This window comes from Corynebacterium sp., from assembly GCF_022712275.1.
Lineage (GTDB): Bacteria > Actinomycetota > Actinomycetes > Mycobacteriales > Mycobacteriaceae > Corynebacterium.
In genome coordinates this window covers 1-14,763 of record NZ_JALAGU010000038.1, presented here as the reverse complement: position 1 = coordinate 14,763, position 14,763 = coordinate 1, and the positions used below count along the sequence as shown (strand labels likewise).

Below are 14,763 nucleotides of genomic sequence, written 5' to 3'. Positions count from 1 at the left end.
CCAGGGTAACGGGGCGTCAGGACGCGGTGACGTGTTCCTTGACAGCGGTGGCGTCGACCGGTGTCTCCGCGGTCCCTGTGGCGTAGGACGGGGCCAGATCGTCGATCGTGACCTCGCCGACCGCGGCATCGTGGTCGGAGGCGTCGAGCCCGGCCTCGACCGCGGCGTCCGGCCACCGGTCCCAGGTGGCGTCCCACTCCGTGTAGTCGGTGCGGTCACGGCGACGCAGGTGCAGGGACCGGCGCATCCGCTCCAGCGTGCGGGCCACCCCGGCGGCGTGCTCGGGGGACTCGACCTGCGGGCTGTTGCCCACCAGCGGCTGGCGCGCGGATTCCGGCAGGAAGCGCACGGACACCAGGCCGACGACACCGAAGATGACCAGCCAGATCGCGGGCCACCAGGTACCGAGGATCGGGATCAGGGCGGAGTTGATCATCGGCGTCGTCCCGGCGAAGACCGCGACCGACAGGTTGTAGCCGATGCCCAGCGCGGCCATGCGGGTGTGGGTCGGGAAGATCGCCGGCAGTGTCGCGGCGACCGGACCGGCGAAGCCGCCGAGGTTCACGGCGAGAACCGCGCAGCCCAGGAAGATCAGCACCATGTTGCCGGACTGCAGCAGGGCGAATACCGGGAAGGAGAAGACCAGCAGGGAGACGGACGCGGCGATGAGCACCGGGCGGCGTCCGATCCGGTCGGACAGGATGCCGATCGGGTGCGCGGTGACCACCGTGATGACGATCGCCACGAGCACCAGCATGTCGGACTCGAAGACCGTGGTGGTGTGTGCCGCGAACTCGGTGAGGTAGGTGTTCATGAACGACGTCAGCGTGTAGCCGAGGACGTTGTACGCGGCGACGATGCCGAGCAGGACCAGCATCTCGCGCTTGTGGTTGCGCAGCAGGAAGACCAGACCGGTCTTCTGTCCCTTGGTGAGGTCCTCCTCGCGGGCCTCCGCGGCGTCCATCGCCTCCTGGAAGGCGGGGGAGTCCTCCAGCTTCAGGCGCAGGTACATGCCGACGACGCCGAGGATGCCGGCGCACCAGAACGGCAGACGCCAACCCCAGGCCTCCATCGTGTCGGCACCGAGTGTCGCATTGAGCAGGGCGACAAGGCCGGCACCCAGGGCGAAGCCCAGGTAGGAGCCGGCATCGAGGAAGGAACCCCAGTGCCCGCGGCGGTTGTCGGGGGCGTACTCGGCGGTGAAGGTCATCGCGCCGGCGTACTCGCCACCGGCGGAGAAGCCCTGCACGAGGCGGGCGGCGACGAGCATGAGCAGTGCGACCCAGCCGGGCACGAGACCGACCGGGATCAGACCGATGGACACGGTGCCGATCGCCATCATGATCATGGTGGTGGCCAGCACCTTCTGGCGTCCGATACGGTCGCCGAGGGGGCCGAAGAAGATGCCGCCGAGCGGGCGGATGAGGAAGCTGATGGCGAAGGTGGCGAAGGTGGCGACCAGGGCCAGGGAGTCCGACAGGGTGTCGAAGAAGACGGCGGACATGGTCACGGCGAGGTAGCCGTAGACGCCGTAGTCGAACCACTCCATCATGTTGCCGAGGGAGGCTCCGCCAGCGGCGCGTTTCAGCGTCGGTCCGTCGACGACGGTGACCTTGTCGGCGGTGTACGGCCCGGTGAGGGCGGACGCTTCACGGCGGTAGCGGCGCAGTCGGGCGGCACCGACTTTCCGCGAACGTTTCGAGGCGAATTTCAAGTTGTTCCGGGGCACATCGGCTCCTCGTGGTCGTCGTCCCGTCGCGGGAGAATACCGACGCGGCGAGCCCGCACGTGAACGTCGTGACACCGTGTTCTGTGACTGCACGGTGACGCCGTCTGCTGCGGAGACCCTTTCCATCCCTACCGCCGCTTCGGAGGTACTGCAAATGCGGCAGACAGGTGAATACCGGATGAATATTGTTCACAATGTGTATTGACCTGTGGAAATGTGCATAACCTGTATATTTTGTCGCCCAACCGTGATTCCGGCACCGTGAACCTGTCCACAATGTGCATAACTGCGGTCCTGGACACCCTTGCCGAATGTCACGGTGGGATCATGACACCGGGGGATTTCGGGGACGCCTCGCCCCGGAGTTTCGGCTCGGGTGGACGGACCGTCCGCGCACTGCGCAGTTGTGACCTCACCGTCGAGCGCGGGGGAATCGTCGCGCTCGCCGCCCAGCGCGTCGGTGCGGTGATGCAGACCGGTGGCCTGCTGCCCGACCTCACTGTCGCTATCACCCTACGGACCATCGCCGCCGCCTTCCCCGCACCCCGCGACATCGACGAGGTTCTGGACCTCGCCGACCTCACCGCCCTGCGTGGCCGTCGGGTGGGGAAGTGCTCCGGTGGTGAGCAGCAGCGTATCCGTTTCGCCCTCGCCCTCCTCGGTTCCCCGGATCTGCTGATCCTCGACAAACCGACCGCGGGGATGGACGCGGCCTCCCGCCACCGGTTCTGGGACACGATGGCTGCACGTGCCGCCGAGGGCGTCACCGTCGTCTTCGCCACCCACTACCTCGAGGAAGCGCAGAACTTCGCCCGACGCATCGTCATGCTCGACCGTGGCGGGATCATCGCCGACGGCACCCTGAGAGGACCTCGGGGACAACGGCCGCGTCCTCACCTGGACCGGGGAGAGCGCCACACGCACCGCCACCGCAGGGGACGCCGCGGCGTCCGACGCGATGGCCCGTGAACTTCTCGCGGATCCGGCGGTCAGCGCCGCGCGGGAGAACGGGTGGTTGTAGAACGGTCTCTATGACTGCTTCCGTTCTCGCCGATGCCGCACCACCCGACGGCTGGGGTGCCGCCCTGGCCCGCACGCTCGGCATCGACGCCTGGCGCATCCCCGTGGTGATGATCAGCGCGGTGGGCGTCTACCTGGCATTCCTGGTGATGGTGCGGGTGTTCGGTTCCCGGATCCTCACCGCCTGGTCCACCTTCGACGCCGTGGTCATCATCATGTTCGGTGCCGTCGCCGGCCGTGTGATCATCGGCCATCCACCGACCCTGTCCGCCGGACTGATCGGACTGCTCACCCTCATGGCCATGGAGGCCCTGTTCGGCGCGGTCCGTCGGGTCCGGTCGGCACGGCTGGCGATCACGGCGTCCCCCGTGGTGATCATGGCCCACGGTCAACGGGTGGAAGACGCCATGCGTCGGCAGCACGTGACCTCCGCCGATCTCGCCAGTGCACTGCGCCGGGCCGGGGTGACCGCACCTGACCAGGTGCAGTGCGTCATCGTGGAACCGACCGGGGCGCTGTCGGTCCTGCGCGAGGGGGAGACCATCGACCCGGAGCTGCTGCGCGGGGTGGTCGGGGCGGAACTCGTCGGTGGCGTCAGCCGCGACGCGTGACGGACAGGACAAGGGGGACGGACGCCACAGCCACCACCGCGCCGGCGGTGAACACCGGGATATGGCCGGTGTGCGGGGCGATCAGCGAGATGACGAACGGGGCGAAGAAGCCGATGTACGTCAGCGAGTAGAACACGCCGGTCAGTGCACCGAGTTCCTCGGTCGGGGCGATGCGCTGCACCTCGCGCAGACCGGAGACCATCATGATGCCGTAGGCGGTGCCCAGCACCATTGCGGTGGGGACCATGAGCCATGCGGCGGCACCGGGGGCCGCAGCGGTGACGGCGATCCCGAGCAGCATGCCGACCGTGGCGGTGGCCAGGCCGAGCACTGCGGGGTGGGGTGACGCGCCGAGGTCGGCGTGGCGTCCTATGCGAGGCTGGACGACGGCACCGGTGAGCATGGTGACCCCGGCGATGAGGCCGGTGTAGGCGACCACCGGGCCGACGGACTCTCCGGCGACCGGGGCGAGGGCGGCGAAGGAGGTCGTGGCACAGCCGAACGCCCAGGGTGCCCAGGAGGCGACGGCGAACAGGAAGTGCCGGCTACGGGCGGAGGGCGGGATCAGTGGTGTTCTGTGCCGGCGCATCTGCGGGGTGTGGGCTGGTCGTGGTGGTGCGGGCGTGGTCCAGACCAGTGGGGTGAGCACGAGGACCATCACCAGGTGCAGGGCCGGACCGGTGGTGTCCGGCCCGGGCAGCCATTCGGCGACAGGGCCGGTGACCAGGGGACCGATGCCGAAACCGGCGGAGGTGGCGACCGTGGCGCGCCGGGCGGCGGCCCCTGCGCCGTCTTCCGGTGAGGTGACCTCCTTGAGCCAGGACGCCCCGGCGGCGAGTACGAGTCCGACCGCGGCTCCGGTGAGCATCCGGCCGCCGGCGAGGATCAGCGGGCTGACCGGTCCGGCGAAGAAATGGGCGGTGAGTGTGACGAGGGTGCCGGTGATCGAGAAGACCAGGGCAGGGCGGACCACGGCGCGGCGTCCTCGTCGGTCGGAGGCAGGACCGCCGATGAGCAGGGCCGGGACCAGTCCGACGACGTAGATGGCGAGGAGGAAGTTCACCTGCGCTTGGCTGAGGTCGTGGACCTCGCGCATGACCGGGAGCAGTGGGGCGAAGAGGTTGGCGCCGAAGCAGATGGCGAACATGCCCAGGGCGACGCGGAGCCATGGGGCGAGGGTGGTCCTGGCACAGGTGGCCTCCGCGCCAGTACTCTCTGCGCCGGTGCTCTCCACGCCGGTGCCCTCCGCACCAGTGGTCGGACCGGCGTGGGGGTGGTGATCCCGCGATGGACGTGTCATGGGTCACAATTCTGGCACGGAAACTACCGTGGTGATCGTGCCGGGAGGGGGTGATCACGGTCCGCGCTGCGAAGGCGGTGGAACAGGGGGATCGTAGAGCGAGGTCACGGAGTTTGCGCCGACATTTCGCGGGATCCGTGGCAGCATAGGTCGAAATTGTCGGCGCAACCTCGGGGACAGATCACCTGAGGCTGTTCGCCACCGATTCACCCTGGCACCGGGCTGACGCGGGAGTGCTCTGCGCAGTCATGACGATGATTCGGCGGGGAGCCGCGACAGTCGCGCTTCCGGCGCTCGCGGTGCTGGTCGCGACAAGGCTGGTCGGCCGCACCGATGGCAGCGGTGACAGCGGTGACAGCGACGGCACAGAGCAGACCATGGTCACGGTGACGAGTACGGCGTCCTCTGCGGCGCAGCCGGAACCGATGACAGGGGAGGACGCTGAACCCGCCGATGACCTGCCGGAACCTGCCCAGTCGCCAGGGGAAATCGTGGGGTCCTCGGACATCTCCACCGGCTCATCCAATGGTGGTGCCACCGGCGGCCCGGCAATCGGGGACGCCTGCATCGGCGCGAACATCGGCATGCGTGCGACGGCCGATGACGGGACCGGCATCATCTGCGACAACTACTCCTGGCAGGTCGATGTCGGGCAGGAGGCGTCGCATCCGTGGGTCGACGGGCAGATCGAGTGGGGCAACTGCATCGCGGAGAAGACCGTCGAGGAGTGTCGGGCTGAGCTGAACGGGTGAACCGCGCACGCAAAAACCCCGGCCCACACACAGTCGGGGAAGATCTGCGCGGGGTGCCGGGGCGGGTCTGGCGTAGAGCCTCTACTCCGAGATGGAGCTCACGACATCGCCGGCGGAACCGGTGACCGTGTCGAAGAGGGAGGTCACGAAGTCGGTGACGGCGTCGAAGATGCTGGAAGCGGAAGAGACGATGGTGTCCATTACTGGGCTCCTTGTCAGATAGGGAACTTGGTAGGGTCGCTCCGATCGTGACCGGAACGTGACAATTACGTTATCCAACCGTGATCGACGAATGCCACCGAAAACCGGGGATCACAGGGAACCGACAGGGAGCCCCAAGCGCTGACCTGCGGTTCTGTGTTTCTGTGTGTGTGTCCGCGGACCCTCCACCACTGGGATCAGATCGGCTCGCTGCTCGACGACCCGGACGCGGACGCTGTCGCATCCCTCACCGCGCGGAAGGAGCGGATCCTGGAGAAGGTCGCCGGGGTCGCGGACCTGGAACGTGGTGTGGACCGGATGATCGAGGCGCACCCGGGTGGCGTCCTGCTGACGACGGAGCAGCAGTGCGAGATCTTCGGTGACGGCCGGGACCCGGACTGGACGCGGCAGGCCCATGAGAAATGGGGCACACCGCCCAGTGGTCCGAGTACGCCCAGCGCGGGGCGCAGCGTTCGCCGGAACAGTGGGCGCAGCTGCGGGACGCGATGGCTGACCTGGAAGGACGCCTCGGCGACGCCGTGCGTGACGGGGTGCTTCACGGGTCGGACGCCGCGGACGTCCTGGTCGACGAACACCGGGAAGTCTTCTCGAACTTCTTCACCCTGTCGGTGTCCATGCAGGTCTGCCTGGGCCGGATGTACGAGGCGAGTGCCGGCACCGGGGGCGGACTTCGCCGAGCACTATGAATCGGTCGCGCCGAGGCTGACGACATGGCTGCGTCAGGCGATCGACGCCCGGGCGCGGGCGTTCGGTGTGGATCCGGACGCGGCGGAGTGGGGGTGATGTGAGGCTTGAACCTCACACCCCCAGCAACCGCCGCAGCACCTGCACCACGCCCTCGTCGGTGTTGCGCGGCGCGATGAACTGCGCCGCCCGCTGCACCGCACCGTGACCGTTGTCCATCGCGAAGGACCAGTCGCCCTCCGCCATCATCTCCAGGTCATTGAGGTAGTCGCCGAACACCGCGACGCCCGACCGGGGGATCCCCAGGTTCATCTCCAGCGCCCGCAACGCCCTGCCCTTGTTCGCCGAGCCGTTCATGATGTCGATCCAGTTCTTCCCCGAGACCACGACCTGGTGCTCCTCCCGCAGGTCAGCCACCCCCGGACCGCCACCGGTGAACAGGGCGGATGCTGCCTGGGCGGCGGAGTCGAAGTCGAAACAGGCGCACTTCAGCACGGTGCCCTCCTCGATGTCCGGCACCGCGTGAAGGTTCGGTACGACCTCCAGGGACCGGTAGTACCGGTGCGCCTCTGCGGCGAAGATGTCGTCGTCCCGCTCGATGTACGCCTTCTTCGGCCCGCAGACCACCAGGCCCACATTGCGGTCCGTCTCCGCGGTCCGCACGATGTCGATGATCCGGTCCACCGTCGGCGAATCCACCGGGGAGGTCGAGACCACCTCGTCGTCATGCACGACCAGCGTCCCGTTCTCGCAGATGAAGGTCCGGATGCCGTGCTCGGCGAACATCCCCTTGAGCGTGGCGTACTGGCGTCCGGACGCCGGGACCACGGTGATGCCCCGGCTCCGCAGCTCAGGCAGTAGCTCCCAGAACGCGTCGGGCACCTCGTCCGACCCGTTGAGTAGGGTGCCGTCCATGTCCAGGACGACGAGTCTCAGGTCAGGCACCGGGCCGGTGATGTCGGTCCACGGGCGCGGGGTGGGAACAGCTGGAGGAACAGCGGTGGTGTCCATGCTGTCCATCGTCCCTGTTCTCCCGCTACACTGCCACCCATGGGCATCTACTTCCGCAAGCGTCAGAAGACCGGTAAAGACTCCTGGATCAACTACTCGGGATCCGGCGCGTCCGCGTCCCGGCGCTTCGGACCGGTGACCGTCAACTCGCGCGGTACCTACTCCGTCAAGCTCCCCGGCGGCATGAACATCCGCGGTAGCTTCAGGAAGAAGAAGTAGAAGAACTCCATGCCTGCCCTGTCTTTCCTGGACCGCACCCCCCGTTGGGTCGACGGTGTCACGTCTTTCGTCATCTTCATGGTTCTCGTGGTCTCCAGCGCGGGACCGCTGATCTCGATCCCGGTGCTGGTCATCCTCAACCTGGCCTTCGACGCCATCCGGAAGTACCACGAGCGCAGCAAGGAGCGGGGCGGCCACAACCCGGCCCCCGCCGCGCCGACGAGCCCGACCTCCCCGGCGCAGGGGTAGCAGGGGCTCAGATCTCGATCTCGAAGTCGTCCTCGAGCTCGCGGCCCTGGTCGCGCAGTGCGGCGATGCCCGTCAGCCGTGCCATATCGGCGTCTGTCCCGGTCTTCCCGTGGCGCCAGTACCCGAAGACCTGCACCTGCGGCTTCGGCAGCCCCAGCTCCTTGAGACACCGCGCGCGCACCGCACGGATGTCCTCCCGCTCACCGGCGGCCCAGACGGTGTCCGTGGCGGTCACGTCCAGGTCGGCGAAGGCGTCCGACAGGGGAGTGGGGGAGGACGCCGCGAACCGCAGCTCCGCTCCCGGGAAATCGGCCGCATAGTCTGCACAGCCTCTGACCTGCGTATCTTCCTCCGGCAGTGCGAGAATAACCGTCGCCACACCGGGCAGTGCCCGGGTGATGGCGGACGCCGCGGGGTAGGCCGAACCGTCGGCCAGCAGCACGATCCGGCCGGTGGCGTCCGTCGGTGCGGCATGGGGACGCGGACCTGCGAAGTCCACCCGGTCACCGGGTTCCAGACCGGCCAGCCACCGCATCATCGGTGAACTCTCGCCGTGCACCACGATGTCGATGTCCAGGGTGGAGGACGCCACATCCACCGCGGCGACGGTGTACACGCGTCGGCATACCCCGGCCTGCCCGATCATGGGACCGAGCGCGTCCGTGGCGTCCGGTATCGCCAGCCGCAGGGCGAGGTTCGGATGTGACCAGACCGAAGGATCGGTATCGGCCATGCCCGGCACCACCCCGGAGACCCGGGCCAGCCAGGGGTGGCGGCGCGTCACCGAGGTGACCTCGAGGTGGAGGTCATTGAGCCCGGCCCGGTGCTGTGGGCTGTTGAGCAGTGTGTTGAAGGACGCCGCGTCCGGAGTGGAAGAGACAGAGTCACTCACCGTCGGCCTCCTGCAGGGCCGCGAAGTAGGGGTCCATCTCGTCGAGCACCCACGGCACACTGCGCACTGTCGGTGCACCGAGGGCGGTGGCGGCGACGGTCTGCAGCTGCGCCGCCGAACCGTTCTTCACCGATGGGAGATCCGACCAGCCGGGCAGGTCATCCGGGGTCTCGCCGGAGATCCACAGCACCAGCAGGTCCATGTCGAGCAGGTCGAGGTTCTCCGCGGAGACCGCGATGCCACGGCCGGATTCGGTACCGGTGATCCGGTCCGTCGCCTGAGTCATGCCCAGGTCGGCGAAGAAGGTGTTGGACGCGTCCTGCGGGGAGGTGATGACGGTGAAGGACTGCGCCCGGTACGCGGCATAGGCGAAGGTCGCGCCCTCCAGCGCCGGGTATGTCTCCTTGACCTGCGCCATCGCGTCGTCGACCTCGCCGATCTTCTCCTCGGCCTCGTCGGACTTCCCGAGGATCTCGCCGGCGGCAGTGGTGACCGCGCGCCAGTCATCGACCTTGCCCTCACCGACGGTGGCGACGGTCGGGGCGATGTCCGACAGTGCGTCATAGGTGGCCTGGTCGGGCAGGAACCCGGCGAAGATGACGTCCGGGTCCTGCTCGGCGATCGCCTCCATGCCCAGGGTGGTGACGAGGTCGGCCGAGGTCACTGAGACGGGCACGGTGGTCCCGGCGACGTCTGTACCCTCTGTACCCTCTGTGTCCCAGGGCTGGCCGTCAGCGAACTGGTCATTGACGACCTGTGTGGCGACCGGGGAGCCGAGCTCGGCGAAGGCGTCCGTCCAGGTCTGACTGAAGCTCAGTGCGTGCTCCGGGTTCGAGGGCACCTCGGTCGTGCCGAAGGCGTGGGTGACGGCGACGGTCGTCGCACCGCTGTCGCCATCGCCGCTGTCACTGCCGCTGTCGTCGGAGCAGGACGCCAGCCCCAGTGCGCAGACCAGGGCCGTGGCCAGGGTCGGTACTGCTGTCAGAGTACGGCGTCGTGTCGTGGGTGTCACAGATGTTCTCCTGTCGTGTCAGCTGAGGCTCAGCTCAGTTCGTCGTGAGAAGTGTACGGTCGTGGCCATGCCCGCAGTTGACCGGAACGGTCAGACAGTTGAACTGAAGATGCCGCACCTGTGGTGGGTGCTCCGCGGCAGTCTCCGGCTCACTGTCCGTGACGGCGACACCACCCGGTCACACCACATCGTCGCCGGAGCCGCCGTGTCCGTCGACCGCGGGGTGCGGGTCAGCGTCCACCGGTCCGCTGACGCCGTCGCCCTCGGCTTCCCCCTCCCGGAGGATGCCGCCCTCCCCTTCACCCCGGACAGTCCCGTGACCGTCTCGGAGATACCCGCCGACTGGTACGGCACACTCATCACCCGGTTCGCCGACAGTCTGAACTACCTCAGTACCCCCAGTTCCTCCGGTGGGGACGCGTCACTGCGTCCCCGGATGCCCGTCGACTCCGCGGCCCGTGCCGCCGCCCGGATCCTGATGACCGATCTCTCCGGTGGACACAGTGTCGAGGACCTCCCCGAGGAGGTCTTCGTCTCCCCGTCGACGCTGCGCCGACGCTTCCTCGCCGAGACCGGACTGTCCGTCGGGGCCTGGCGCGGCAGGCTCCGGGTGTCCCGTGCTGCTGAGCTGCTGGATGGCGGCAGCTCCGTGGAGTCCGCCGCCCACCGTGTCGGACTGTCCTCGGCGGCCGCCCTGTGTCATCTCGTCCGGCGGCACACCGGGATGACGCCCGGGCAGCTCCGCGACCGACCGGACCCTGCCCCGTCCGTGACGCCCGCCGAGGAGCTGCACACCTGGCCCCGGGTGAACCGTTTCCACGTGCTGATCTGGGCATGGCGTGGATCCTGCCGGGTCAGCATCGGCGACACCACCACTGACCTGGGGGAAGGTGAGCTGATCTGGCTGCCCGCCGGTCTGCCGAACCACGTCGCCATGAACCCCGGTGGACTGGTTCTGCCGGTCGGCGCCCGGGCGGGGCGTCCGGCCGGTGATCTGACCCCCACAGTGATCCCGGGGGCGGACGCCGCCGAGGACGCCGCCGAGGAGACTGATGCGCTGCTCGCCGCCCTCGGCCGTGAGTACGACCCCGTCTCCCCGGAGCAGACGGACCTGGTGGACCGCCAGTTCTACAGCCTGCTCACCGGGGCCGGCGACACCCACGGCTCGCACCTGCTGCGCCGGCTCACCGAGGACTTCCGGCGGCACCCCGACATCGACCGCACCCTGCCCGGGTGGGCTGAGCGCCTCGACTGCACCACCGGGGAACTCACCGAGGCACTGGATCTCTTCGGTGCCGGGAGTCTGCGGGAGTGGGCGGCGAAGGTGCGCATGGCGGCTGCCCGGCAGCTCCTGGCGTCCGGCATCCCCGTCGGAGCGGTCGCCCGTCACCTGGGGTACAGCGGCACGGCGTCTTTCAGTCACGTCTTCCGCCGTACCCACGGTGTGCCACCGGGTCGGTGGCACGGGTACGTGTGACGCTCAGATCTCCGGTGACTCGCGTCGCGCTGCGGAGGCCAGGGCCGCCCGGAAAGCCCGGACCGCAGGGTGCCCGGTCTGGCCCTCGCGCACCGCGGTGAACAGTCGCCGCGCCGGATCGCCGGGCAGTACCTGGGCGGTGGTCTGGTCGAGGAACGGGCCGACCAGCAGTGACCCGATCACCGCGACGGCATGCCCGGTGCGCACCAGGTGTGCCTGCAGCAGCGGATCATCGGTGTCGCACAGTACCTTCGGGACCACACCGGCGTCCGCCAGCATGCGTCGCACCCATTGGCCGCCCGGCAGGTACTCCGGGTCGATCGCCCACTGCGCGTCCGCCAACGAGGACAGGGACGCCGGCTCCGGCCAGTCCGCCGGCATCGCCAGCAGCAGCGGATCGGTGAACAGTTCCTGACGCTCCATGCCGGGACGCACCGGATCCGGCTCATCCGGCCACTGGTCGCCGATCACCAGGTCGTAGAGGTGCGTGGCGAGCCCGTCGAAGGCGGTGCCGATCTCCCGGTGGAAGACCTGTACCTGCAGGTCAGGGTGCCGCGCCTTGAGCAGTGTCAGCGCCGTCGGCAGGACGGAGACCAGTGCCGAATGGAAGCTCGTCACGCGCAGCGTCCCCGAGACCGTCGGGGTGGACGCCGCGAGCTCGGCCTCCGCCCGGTCCAGCACCGCGAGGATCTCGTCGGTGCGGGTGACGAGCTGGCGGGCGGCGTCGGTCAGCTTCACTCCGCGGCCCACCGGTTCCAGCAGTCGGACGCCGGCCTCCTTCTCCAACTGGTTGAGCTGGTGGGACACGGCGGAGGGGGAGTAGCTGAGCACGCGGGCGACCTCGGCGAGGGTGCCTCGCCGGGAGAGCTCGCGCAGCAGGGTCAGACGGTGAACGTTCAACATACTTCACCATTATCGTCCATATACCTGCGCTGGACCGGCCGATCAGGTCAGGTGCACAATATCCGGGTGAGAACCACGACATCTTCCGCTCCCGCACCGTCGATGACCTTTCCGGTGCTGTGCATCCTCGGCTCCTGCGCCTCGCTGCAGTTCGGTGCGGCCACCGCCGTCAGTCTCTTCGATGACCTCGGGAGCTGGGGCGTGACCCTGCTACGCCTCGGTATCGGTGGCCTGATCCTGGTGGCTCTCTCCCGGCCCGCGGTCCGCTCCTGGAAGCGTGGCGACTGGCGCTCTGTCGTGCTCTTCGCCGTGACCATGGCCCTGATGAACGGCTTCTACTACGCCGCGATCGGCCGGATTCCGCTGTCTGCCGCCGTCGCCCTGGAGTTCACCGGGCCCCTGGTGTTCTCGGCGCTGACCTCGAAGAACCGGCGAGACCTGATCTGGGTCGGTTTCGCCACCGCAGGGATGGTCGTTCTCGGTGCCGAATCGGTGCTCGGCGGGGCGGACCTCGACCTCGTCGGCGTGCTCTTCGCGCTCATCGCCGGCGGCTTCTGGGTCGGCTACATCATCTACTCCGGGCAGGTCGGGGCGAAGATCCCCGGGACCGGCGGACTCGCGGTCGCCATGGTTCTCGGAGCCGTGCTGCTCGCCCCGGTCGGTGCCCACGGTGCCTTCGTCGGAGTCTCCGGCGGGGACGGCGGGCTGATCGACCGGCCGGGACTGTTCTGGTTCGCCGCCGCGACCTCGCTGCTCGCGTCCGTCCTGCCGTACACCCTGGAGCTCATCGCCCTGCGCCAGATCTCCGGCGCGATCTTCAGCATCCTCGTCAGCCTGGAGCCGGCCTTCGCCGCCGCGGCCGGGATGATCATGCTGGACCAGGAACTCACCGCCTACCGCGCGGTCACCATTGTGCTGGTGATCTGCGCCTCGGCAGGGATCACCTGGTCACAGCACCACTACAGGGAGGCTGCCGGGGTGACGCCGACGCCGGACGCGGAAGGCACGGACGATACGGTCCTGGACGCGACGACCGTGGCGTCCTCGTCGAAGAGCATCTCCTCGGTGACGTCGCCGCGGGAGAGCTCCGGCCACTCCGCCAGGTAGTCCTGCCGGTAGAGCCAGGGGGAGCGGTCGCCCTGGCGGGGGGTGAGGTGCTGACCGCGCTTGATGTACCCGGCCTCGAACTCCAGCAGCTCGCGCCGCTCCACGTCCTTACCCGGGATGACCGGGGCGGCCAGGTCGATGCCGTGGTCGGCCATATGGTGCCACAGCCGGACGACGTAGCGGGCCGTGAGATCCGCACGGGTCGTCCACGACTGGTTGAGGTATCCGACCGTGAAGCTGACGTTCGGCAGCCCTGAGAGAAGGACGCCGCGGTAGGCCACCAGATCCGACAGCTCGACCGGCTCGCCGTCGACGGACACGGACGCCCCGCCGAACATCTGCAGCTGCAGGCCGGTCGCGGAGATCACCGTGTCCGCTTCGAGGACGCGACCGCCGGTGAGCATCACGCCCTCCGGCACGAAGGTGTCGATTTTCGCGGTGACGACCTCGGCCTTGCCGTCCTTGATGGCACGGAAGATGTCACCGGTCGGGGCCTTGCAGACGCGTTGGTCCCAGGGCTTGTAGGGAGGGGTGAAGTCCCGCTTGATCTGCTCCGGGGTCAGCCAGACACGCTGCAGGCCGTGGAGGAACCACCGGAAGGCGAAGGGGAGGTACCGGGCGATGTACCACTGCGTCATGTCGCGGACAATGTGGTTGCCGCGGGCGACCTTGTGCGCCAGTCGGTCGTTCCACGGGATCACCCGGTTCCAGATGTTCGAGATCGTGTCGAAATCCGCCAGGGCCGCGACCCAGGTCGGGGTGCGCTGCAGCATCGTGACCTCCGCACCGAGGTCGGCCAGCGCCGGGACCACGGTGATCGCCGTGGCGCCGGAACCGATGACGACGATCCTCTTGCCGGCGACCTCACCCTGCTCCTCGGGCTTCCAGGCCTGCGCGTGGATCAGGCTGCCGCCGTTGCCGGTGAAGTCCTCCTGACCGGGGTAGTGGGGCAGGAATCCGTCGCGGTGGTCGTAGTAGCCGCAGGCCAGGTGGAGGCGCCTGGCGCGGACGACGGTCTCGACGAGGTTCTCGGCCGGGGCGTCCGGACGGTCGTCGGGACCGTGGCGGTGGGCACGGACGGTGGTGACCTCCCACAGGCCGGACGCCGTGTCGAAGTTCACCGACTTCACCCAGGTGTTGAGCCGGATCCGGTCGAGGAAACCGTCCTCGCGGGCGGCGTCCCGCAGATACTCGCGGATGTGGGCGCCGTCGCCGAGGGTGTGCCTGCCCTTCCAGGGCTTCCAGGGGAGGCAGAAAGACGCCATGTCGGAGTCCGAACGGATGCCGGGGTAGGTGAAAGTGGTCCAGGTGCCGCCGATGTCGGTGTTCGAGTCGACGATCTCCCAGGTCCAGCCCGGGAAGTTCGTCGCGACGTGGTGGCCCATGTCGATGCCGCCGATGCCGGCGCCGACGATGAGGAGGTCGAGTGGTGCAAGGGTCCGGGTCATGGACACACCGTAGCCTGATTTCGTTTCTTCAGTGATAGTTACGAGAAGAATTCTGGCCGGACGGTTCCGTCAGGGGGTGGCCGCAGACGAAAACGCCCGTCCCGGGCAGACTGCCTGGGGCGGGGGT

14 protein-coding genes and 1 pseudogene are annotated in these 14,763 nt (G+C 68.5%); 8 read left to right on the top strand and 7 right to left on the bottom strand.

Annotated elements, in window-relative coordinates; translation table 11 throughout:
• Nucleotides 1-16: 16 nt before the first annotated feature.
• Nucleotides 17-1,729: an MFS transporter gene (locus Q0A27_RS09090; RefSeq protein ID WP_291474766.1), complete on the bottom strand. Its 1,713-nt coding sequence runs from the start codon at nt 1,727-1,729 to the stop codon at nt 17-19.
• 327 nt (nt 1,730-2,056) lie between these two features.
• On the opposite strand from Q0A27_RS09090, the gene Q0A27_RS09085 reads away from it, so the two are divergent.
• Both Q0A27_RS09085 and Q0A27_RS09080 read left to right on the top strand, forming a co-directional pair.
• Nucleotides 2,057-2,698, top strand: a complete 642-nt coding sequence (locus Q0A27_RS09085) for an ATP-binding cassette domain-containing protein (protein WP_291474764.1) — start codon at nt 2,057-2,059, stop codon at nt 2,696-2,698.
• A gap of 62 nt (nt 2,699-2,760) precedes the next feature.
• Nucleotides 2,761-3,360: a DUF421 domain-containing protein gene (locus Q0A27_RS09080; RefSeq protein ID WP_291474762.1), complete on the top strand. Its 600-nt coding sequence runs from the start codon at nt 2,761-2,763 to the stop codon at nt 3,358-3,360.
• Here Q0A27_RS09080 and Q0A27_RS09075 read toward each other — a convergent pair.
• A complete protein-coding gene (locus Q0A27_RS09075; RefSeq protein WP_291474760.1) occupies nt 3,344-4,660 on the bottom strand; it encodes an MFS transporter in 1,317 nt (438 codons plus the stop codon). The genes Q0A27_RS09080 and Q0A27_RS09075 overlap by 17 nt on opposite strands.
• A gap of 248 nt (nt 4,661-4,908) precedes the next feature.
• Here Q0A27_RS09075 and Q0A27_RS09070 point away from each other — a divergent pair, with 248 nt between their 5' ends.
• Both Q0A27_RS09070 and Q0A27_RS09065 read left to right on the top strand, forming a co-directional pair.
• Nucleotides 4,909-5,412, top strand: coding sequence for a hypothetical protein (locus Q0A27_RS09070; RefSeq protein ID WP_291474758.1), 504 nt, complete (start codon nt 4,909-4,911; stop codon nt 5,410-5,412).
• 623 nt (nt 5,413-6,035) lie between these two features.
• Complete coding sequence (locus Q0A27_RS09065) at nt 6,036-6,320, top strand: TipAS antibiotic-recognition domain-containing protein (protein WP_291474756.1); 285 nt, start codon at nt 6,036-6,038, stop codon at nt 6,318-6,320.
• A gap of 112 nt (nt 6,321-6,432) precedes the next feature.
• Here the strand turns inward: Q0A27_RS09065 and Q0A27_RS09060 are convergent, their stop codons facing one another.
• Nucleotides 6,433-7,329 carry an HAD family hydrolase gene (locus tag Q0A27_RS09060; RefSeq protein ID WP_291474754.1) on the bottom strand — a complete coding sequence of 299 codons (897 nt, stop codon included), beginning with the start codon at nt 7,327-7,329 and terminating at the stop codon, nt 6,433-6,435.
• Nucleotides 7,330-7,368: 39 nt separating this feature from the next.
• Between Q0A27_RS09060 and Q0A27_RS09055 the strand changes: the two genes are divergently transcribed.
• Both Q0A27_RS09055 and Q0A27_RS09050 read left to right on the top strand, forming a co-directional pair.
• Entirely contained in the window at nt 7,369-7,548 is a 180-nt protein-coding gene (locus Q0A27_RS09055; RefSeq protein ID WP_073883798.1) for a DUF4236 domain-containing protein, read from the top strand.
• A 9-nt stretch (nt 7,549-7,557) separates the two neighbouring features.
• Complete coding sequence (locus Q0A27_RS09050; RefSeq protein ID WP_291474753.1) at nt 7,558-7,797, top strand: hypothetical protein; 240 nt, start codon at nt 7,558-7,560, stop codon at nt 7,795-7,797.
• Nucleotides 7,798-7,804: 7 nt separating this feature from the next.
• Here the strand turns inward: Q0A27_RS09050 and Q0A27_RS09045 are convergent, their stop codons facing one another.
• Together Q0A27_RS09045 and Q0A27_RS09040 are read right to left on the bottom strand one after the other, a co-directional pair.
• Entirely contained in the window at nt 7,805-8,689 is an 885-nt protein-coding gene (locus tag Q0A27_RS09045) for an SIP domain-containing protein (protein ID WP_291474751.1), read from the bottom strand.
• Nucleotides 8,682-9,701, bottom strand: coding sequence for an ABC transporter substrate-binding protein (locus Q0A27_RS09040; protein WP_291474749.1), 1,020 nt, complete (start codon nt 9,699-9,701; stop codon nt 8,682-8,684). Before Q0A27_RS09040 ends, Q0A27_RS09045 begins: the two co-directional genes overlap by 8 nt.
• Nucleotides 9,702-9,768: 67 nt before the next feature.
• Between Q0A27_RS09040 and Q0A27_RS09035 the strand changes: the two genes are divergently transcribed.
• Complete coding sequence (locus Q0A27_RS09035; protein ID WP_291474747.1) at nt 9,769-11,178, top strand: helix-turn-helix domain-containing protein; 1,410 nt, start codon at nt 9,769-9,771, stop codon at nt 11,176-11,178.
• A gap of 3 nt (nt 11,179-11,181) precedes the next feature.
• On the opposite strand, the gene Q0A27_RS09030 is transcribed toward Q0A27_RS09035, so the two are convergent.
• Nucleotides 11,182-12,081, bottom strand: coding sequence for a LysR family transcriptional regulator (locus Q0A27_RS09030; RefSeq protein WP_291474745.1), 900 nt, complete (start codon nt 12,079-12,081; stop codon nt 11,182-11,184).
• Between the two features lie 102 nt (nt 12,082-12,183).
• Between Q0A27_RS09030 and Q0A27_RS15045 the strand changes: the two are divergent.
• Nucleotides 12,184-13,014, top strand: a pseudogene (locus Q0A27_RS15045) (DMT family transporter); the annotation flags it as partial.
• A 26-nt stretch (nt 13,015-13,040) separates the two neighbouring features.
• Here Q0A27_RS15045 and Q0A27_RS09020 read toward each other — a convergent pair.
• Nucleotides 13,041-14,636 (bottom strand): NAD(P)/FAD-dependent oxidoreductase, encoded by a 1,596-nt coding sequence (locus tag Q0A27_RS09020; protein ID WP_291474743.1) that lies wholly within the window; start codon nt 14,634-14,636, stop codon nt 13,041-13,043.
• Between the last annotated feature and the right edge of the window lie 127 nt (nt 14,637-14,763).

Excerpts from the sequence above, each read along its gene's own strand:
- Q0A27_RS09075 (WP_291474760.1), bottom strand. The coding sequence starts at position 4,660 with ATGACACGTCCATCGCGGGATCACCACCCCCACGCCGGTCCGACCACT.
- Q0A27_RS09055 (WP_073883798.1), top strand. The coding sequence starts at position 7,369 with ATGGGCATCTACTTCCGCAAGCGTCAGAAGACCGGTAAAGACTCCTGG.
- Q0A27_RS09020 (WP_291474743.1), bottom strand. The coding sequence starts at position 14,636 with ATGACCCGGACCCTTGCACCACTCGACCTCCTCATCGTCGGCGCCGGC.
- Q0A27_RS09070 (WP_291474758.1), top strand. The coding sequence starts at position 4,909 with ATGACGATGATTCGGCGGGGAGCCGCGACAGTCGCGCTTCCGGCGCTC.
- Q0A27_RS09060 (WP_291474754.1), bottom strand. The coding sequence starts at position 7,329 with ATGGACACCACCGCTGTTCCTCCAGCTGTTCCCACCCCGCGCCCGTGG.
- Q0A27_RS09030 (WP_291474745.1), bottom strand. The coding sequence starts at position 12,081 with ATGTTGAACGTTCACCGTCTGACCCTGCTGCGCGAGCTCTCCCGGCGA.
- Q0A27_RS09085 (WP_291474764.1), top strand. The coding sequence starts at position 2,057 with ATGACACCGGGGGATTTCGGGGACGCCTCGCCCCGGAGTTTCGGCTCG.
- Q0A27_RS09065 (WP_291474756.1), top strand. The coding sequence starts at position 6,036 with ATGGGGCACACCGCCCAGTGGTCCGAGTACGCCCAGCGCGGGGCGCAG.
- Q0A27_RS09035 (WP_291474747.1), top strand. The coding sequence starts at position 9,769 with ATGCCCGCAGTTGACCGGAACGGTCAGACAGTTGAACTGAAGATGCCG.
- Q0A27_RS09080 (WP_291474762.1), top strand. The coding sequence starts at position 2,761 with ATGACTGCTTCCGTTCTCGCCGATGCCGCACCACCCGACGGCTGGGGT.
- Q0A27_RS09050 (WP_291474753.1), top strand. The coding sequence starts at position 7,558 with ATGCCTGCCCTGTCTTTCCTGGACCGCACCCCCCGTTGGGTCGACGGT.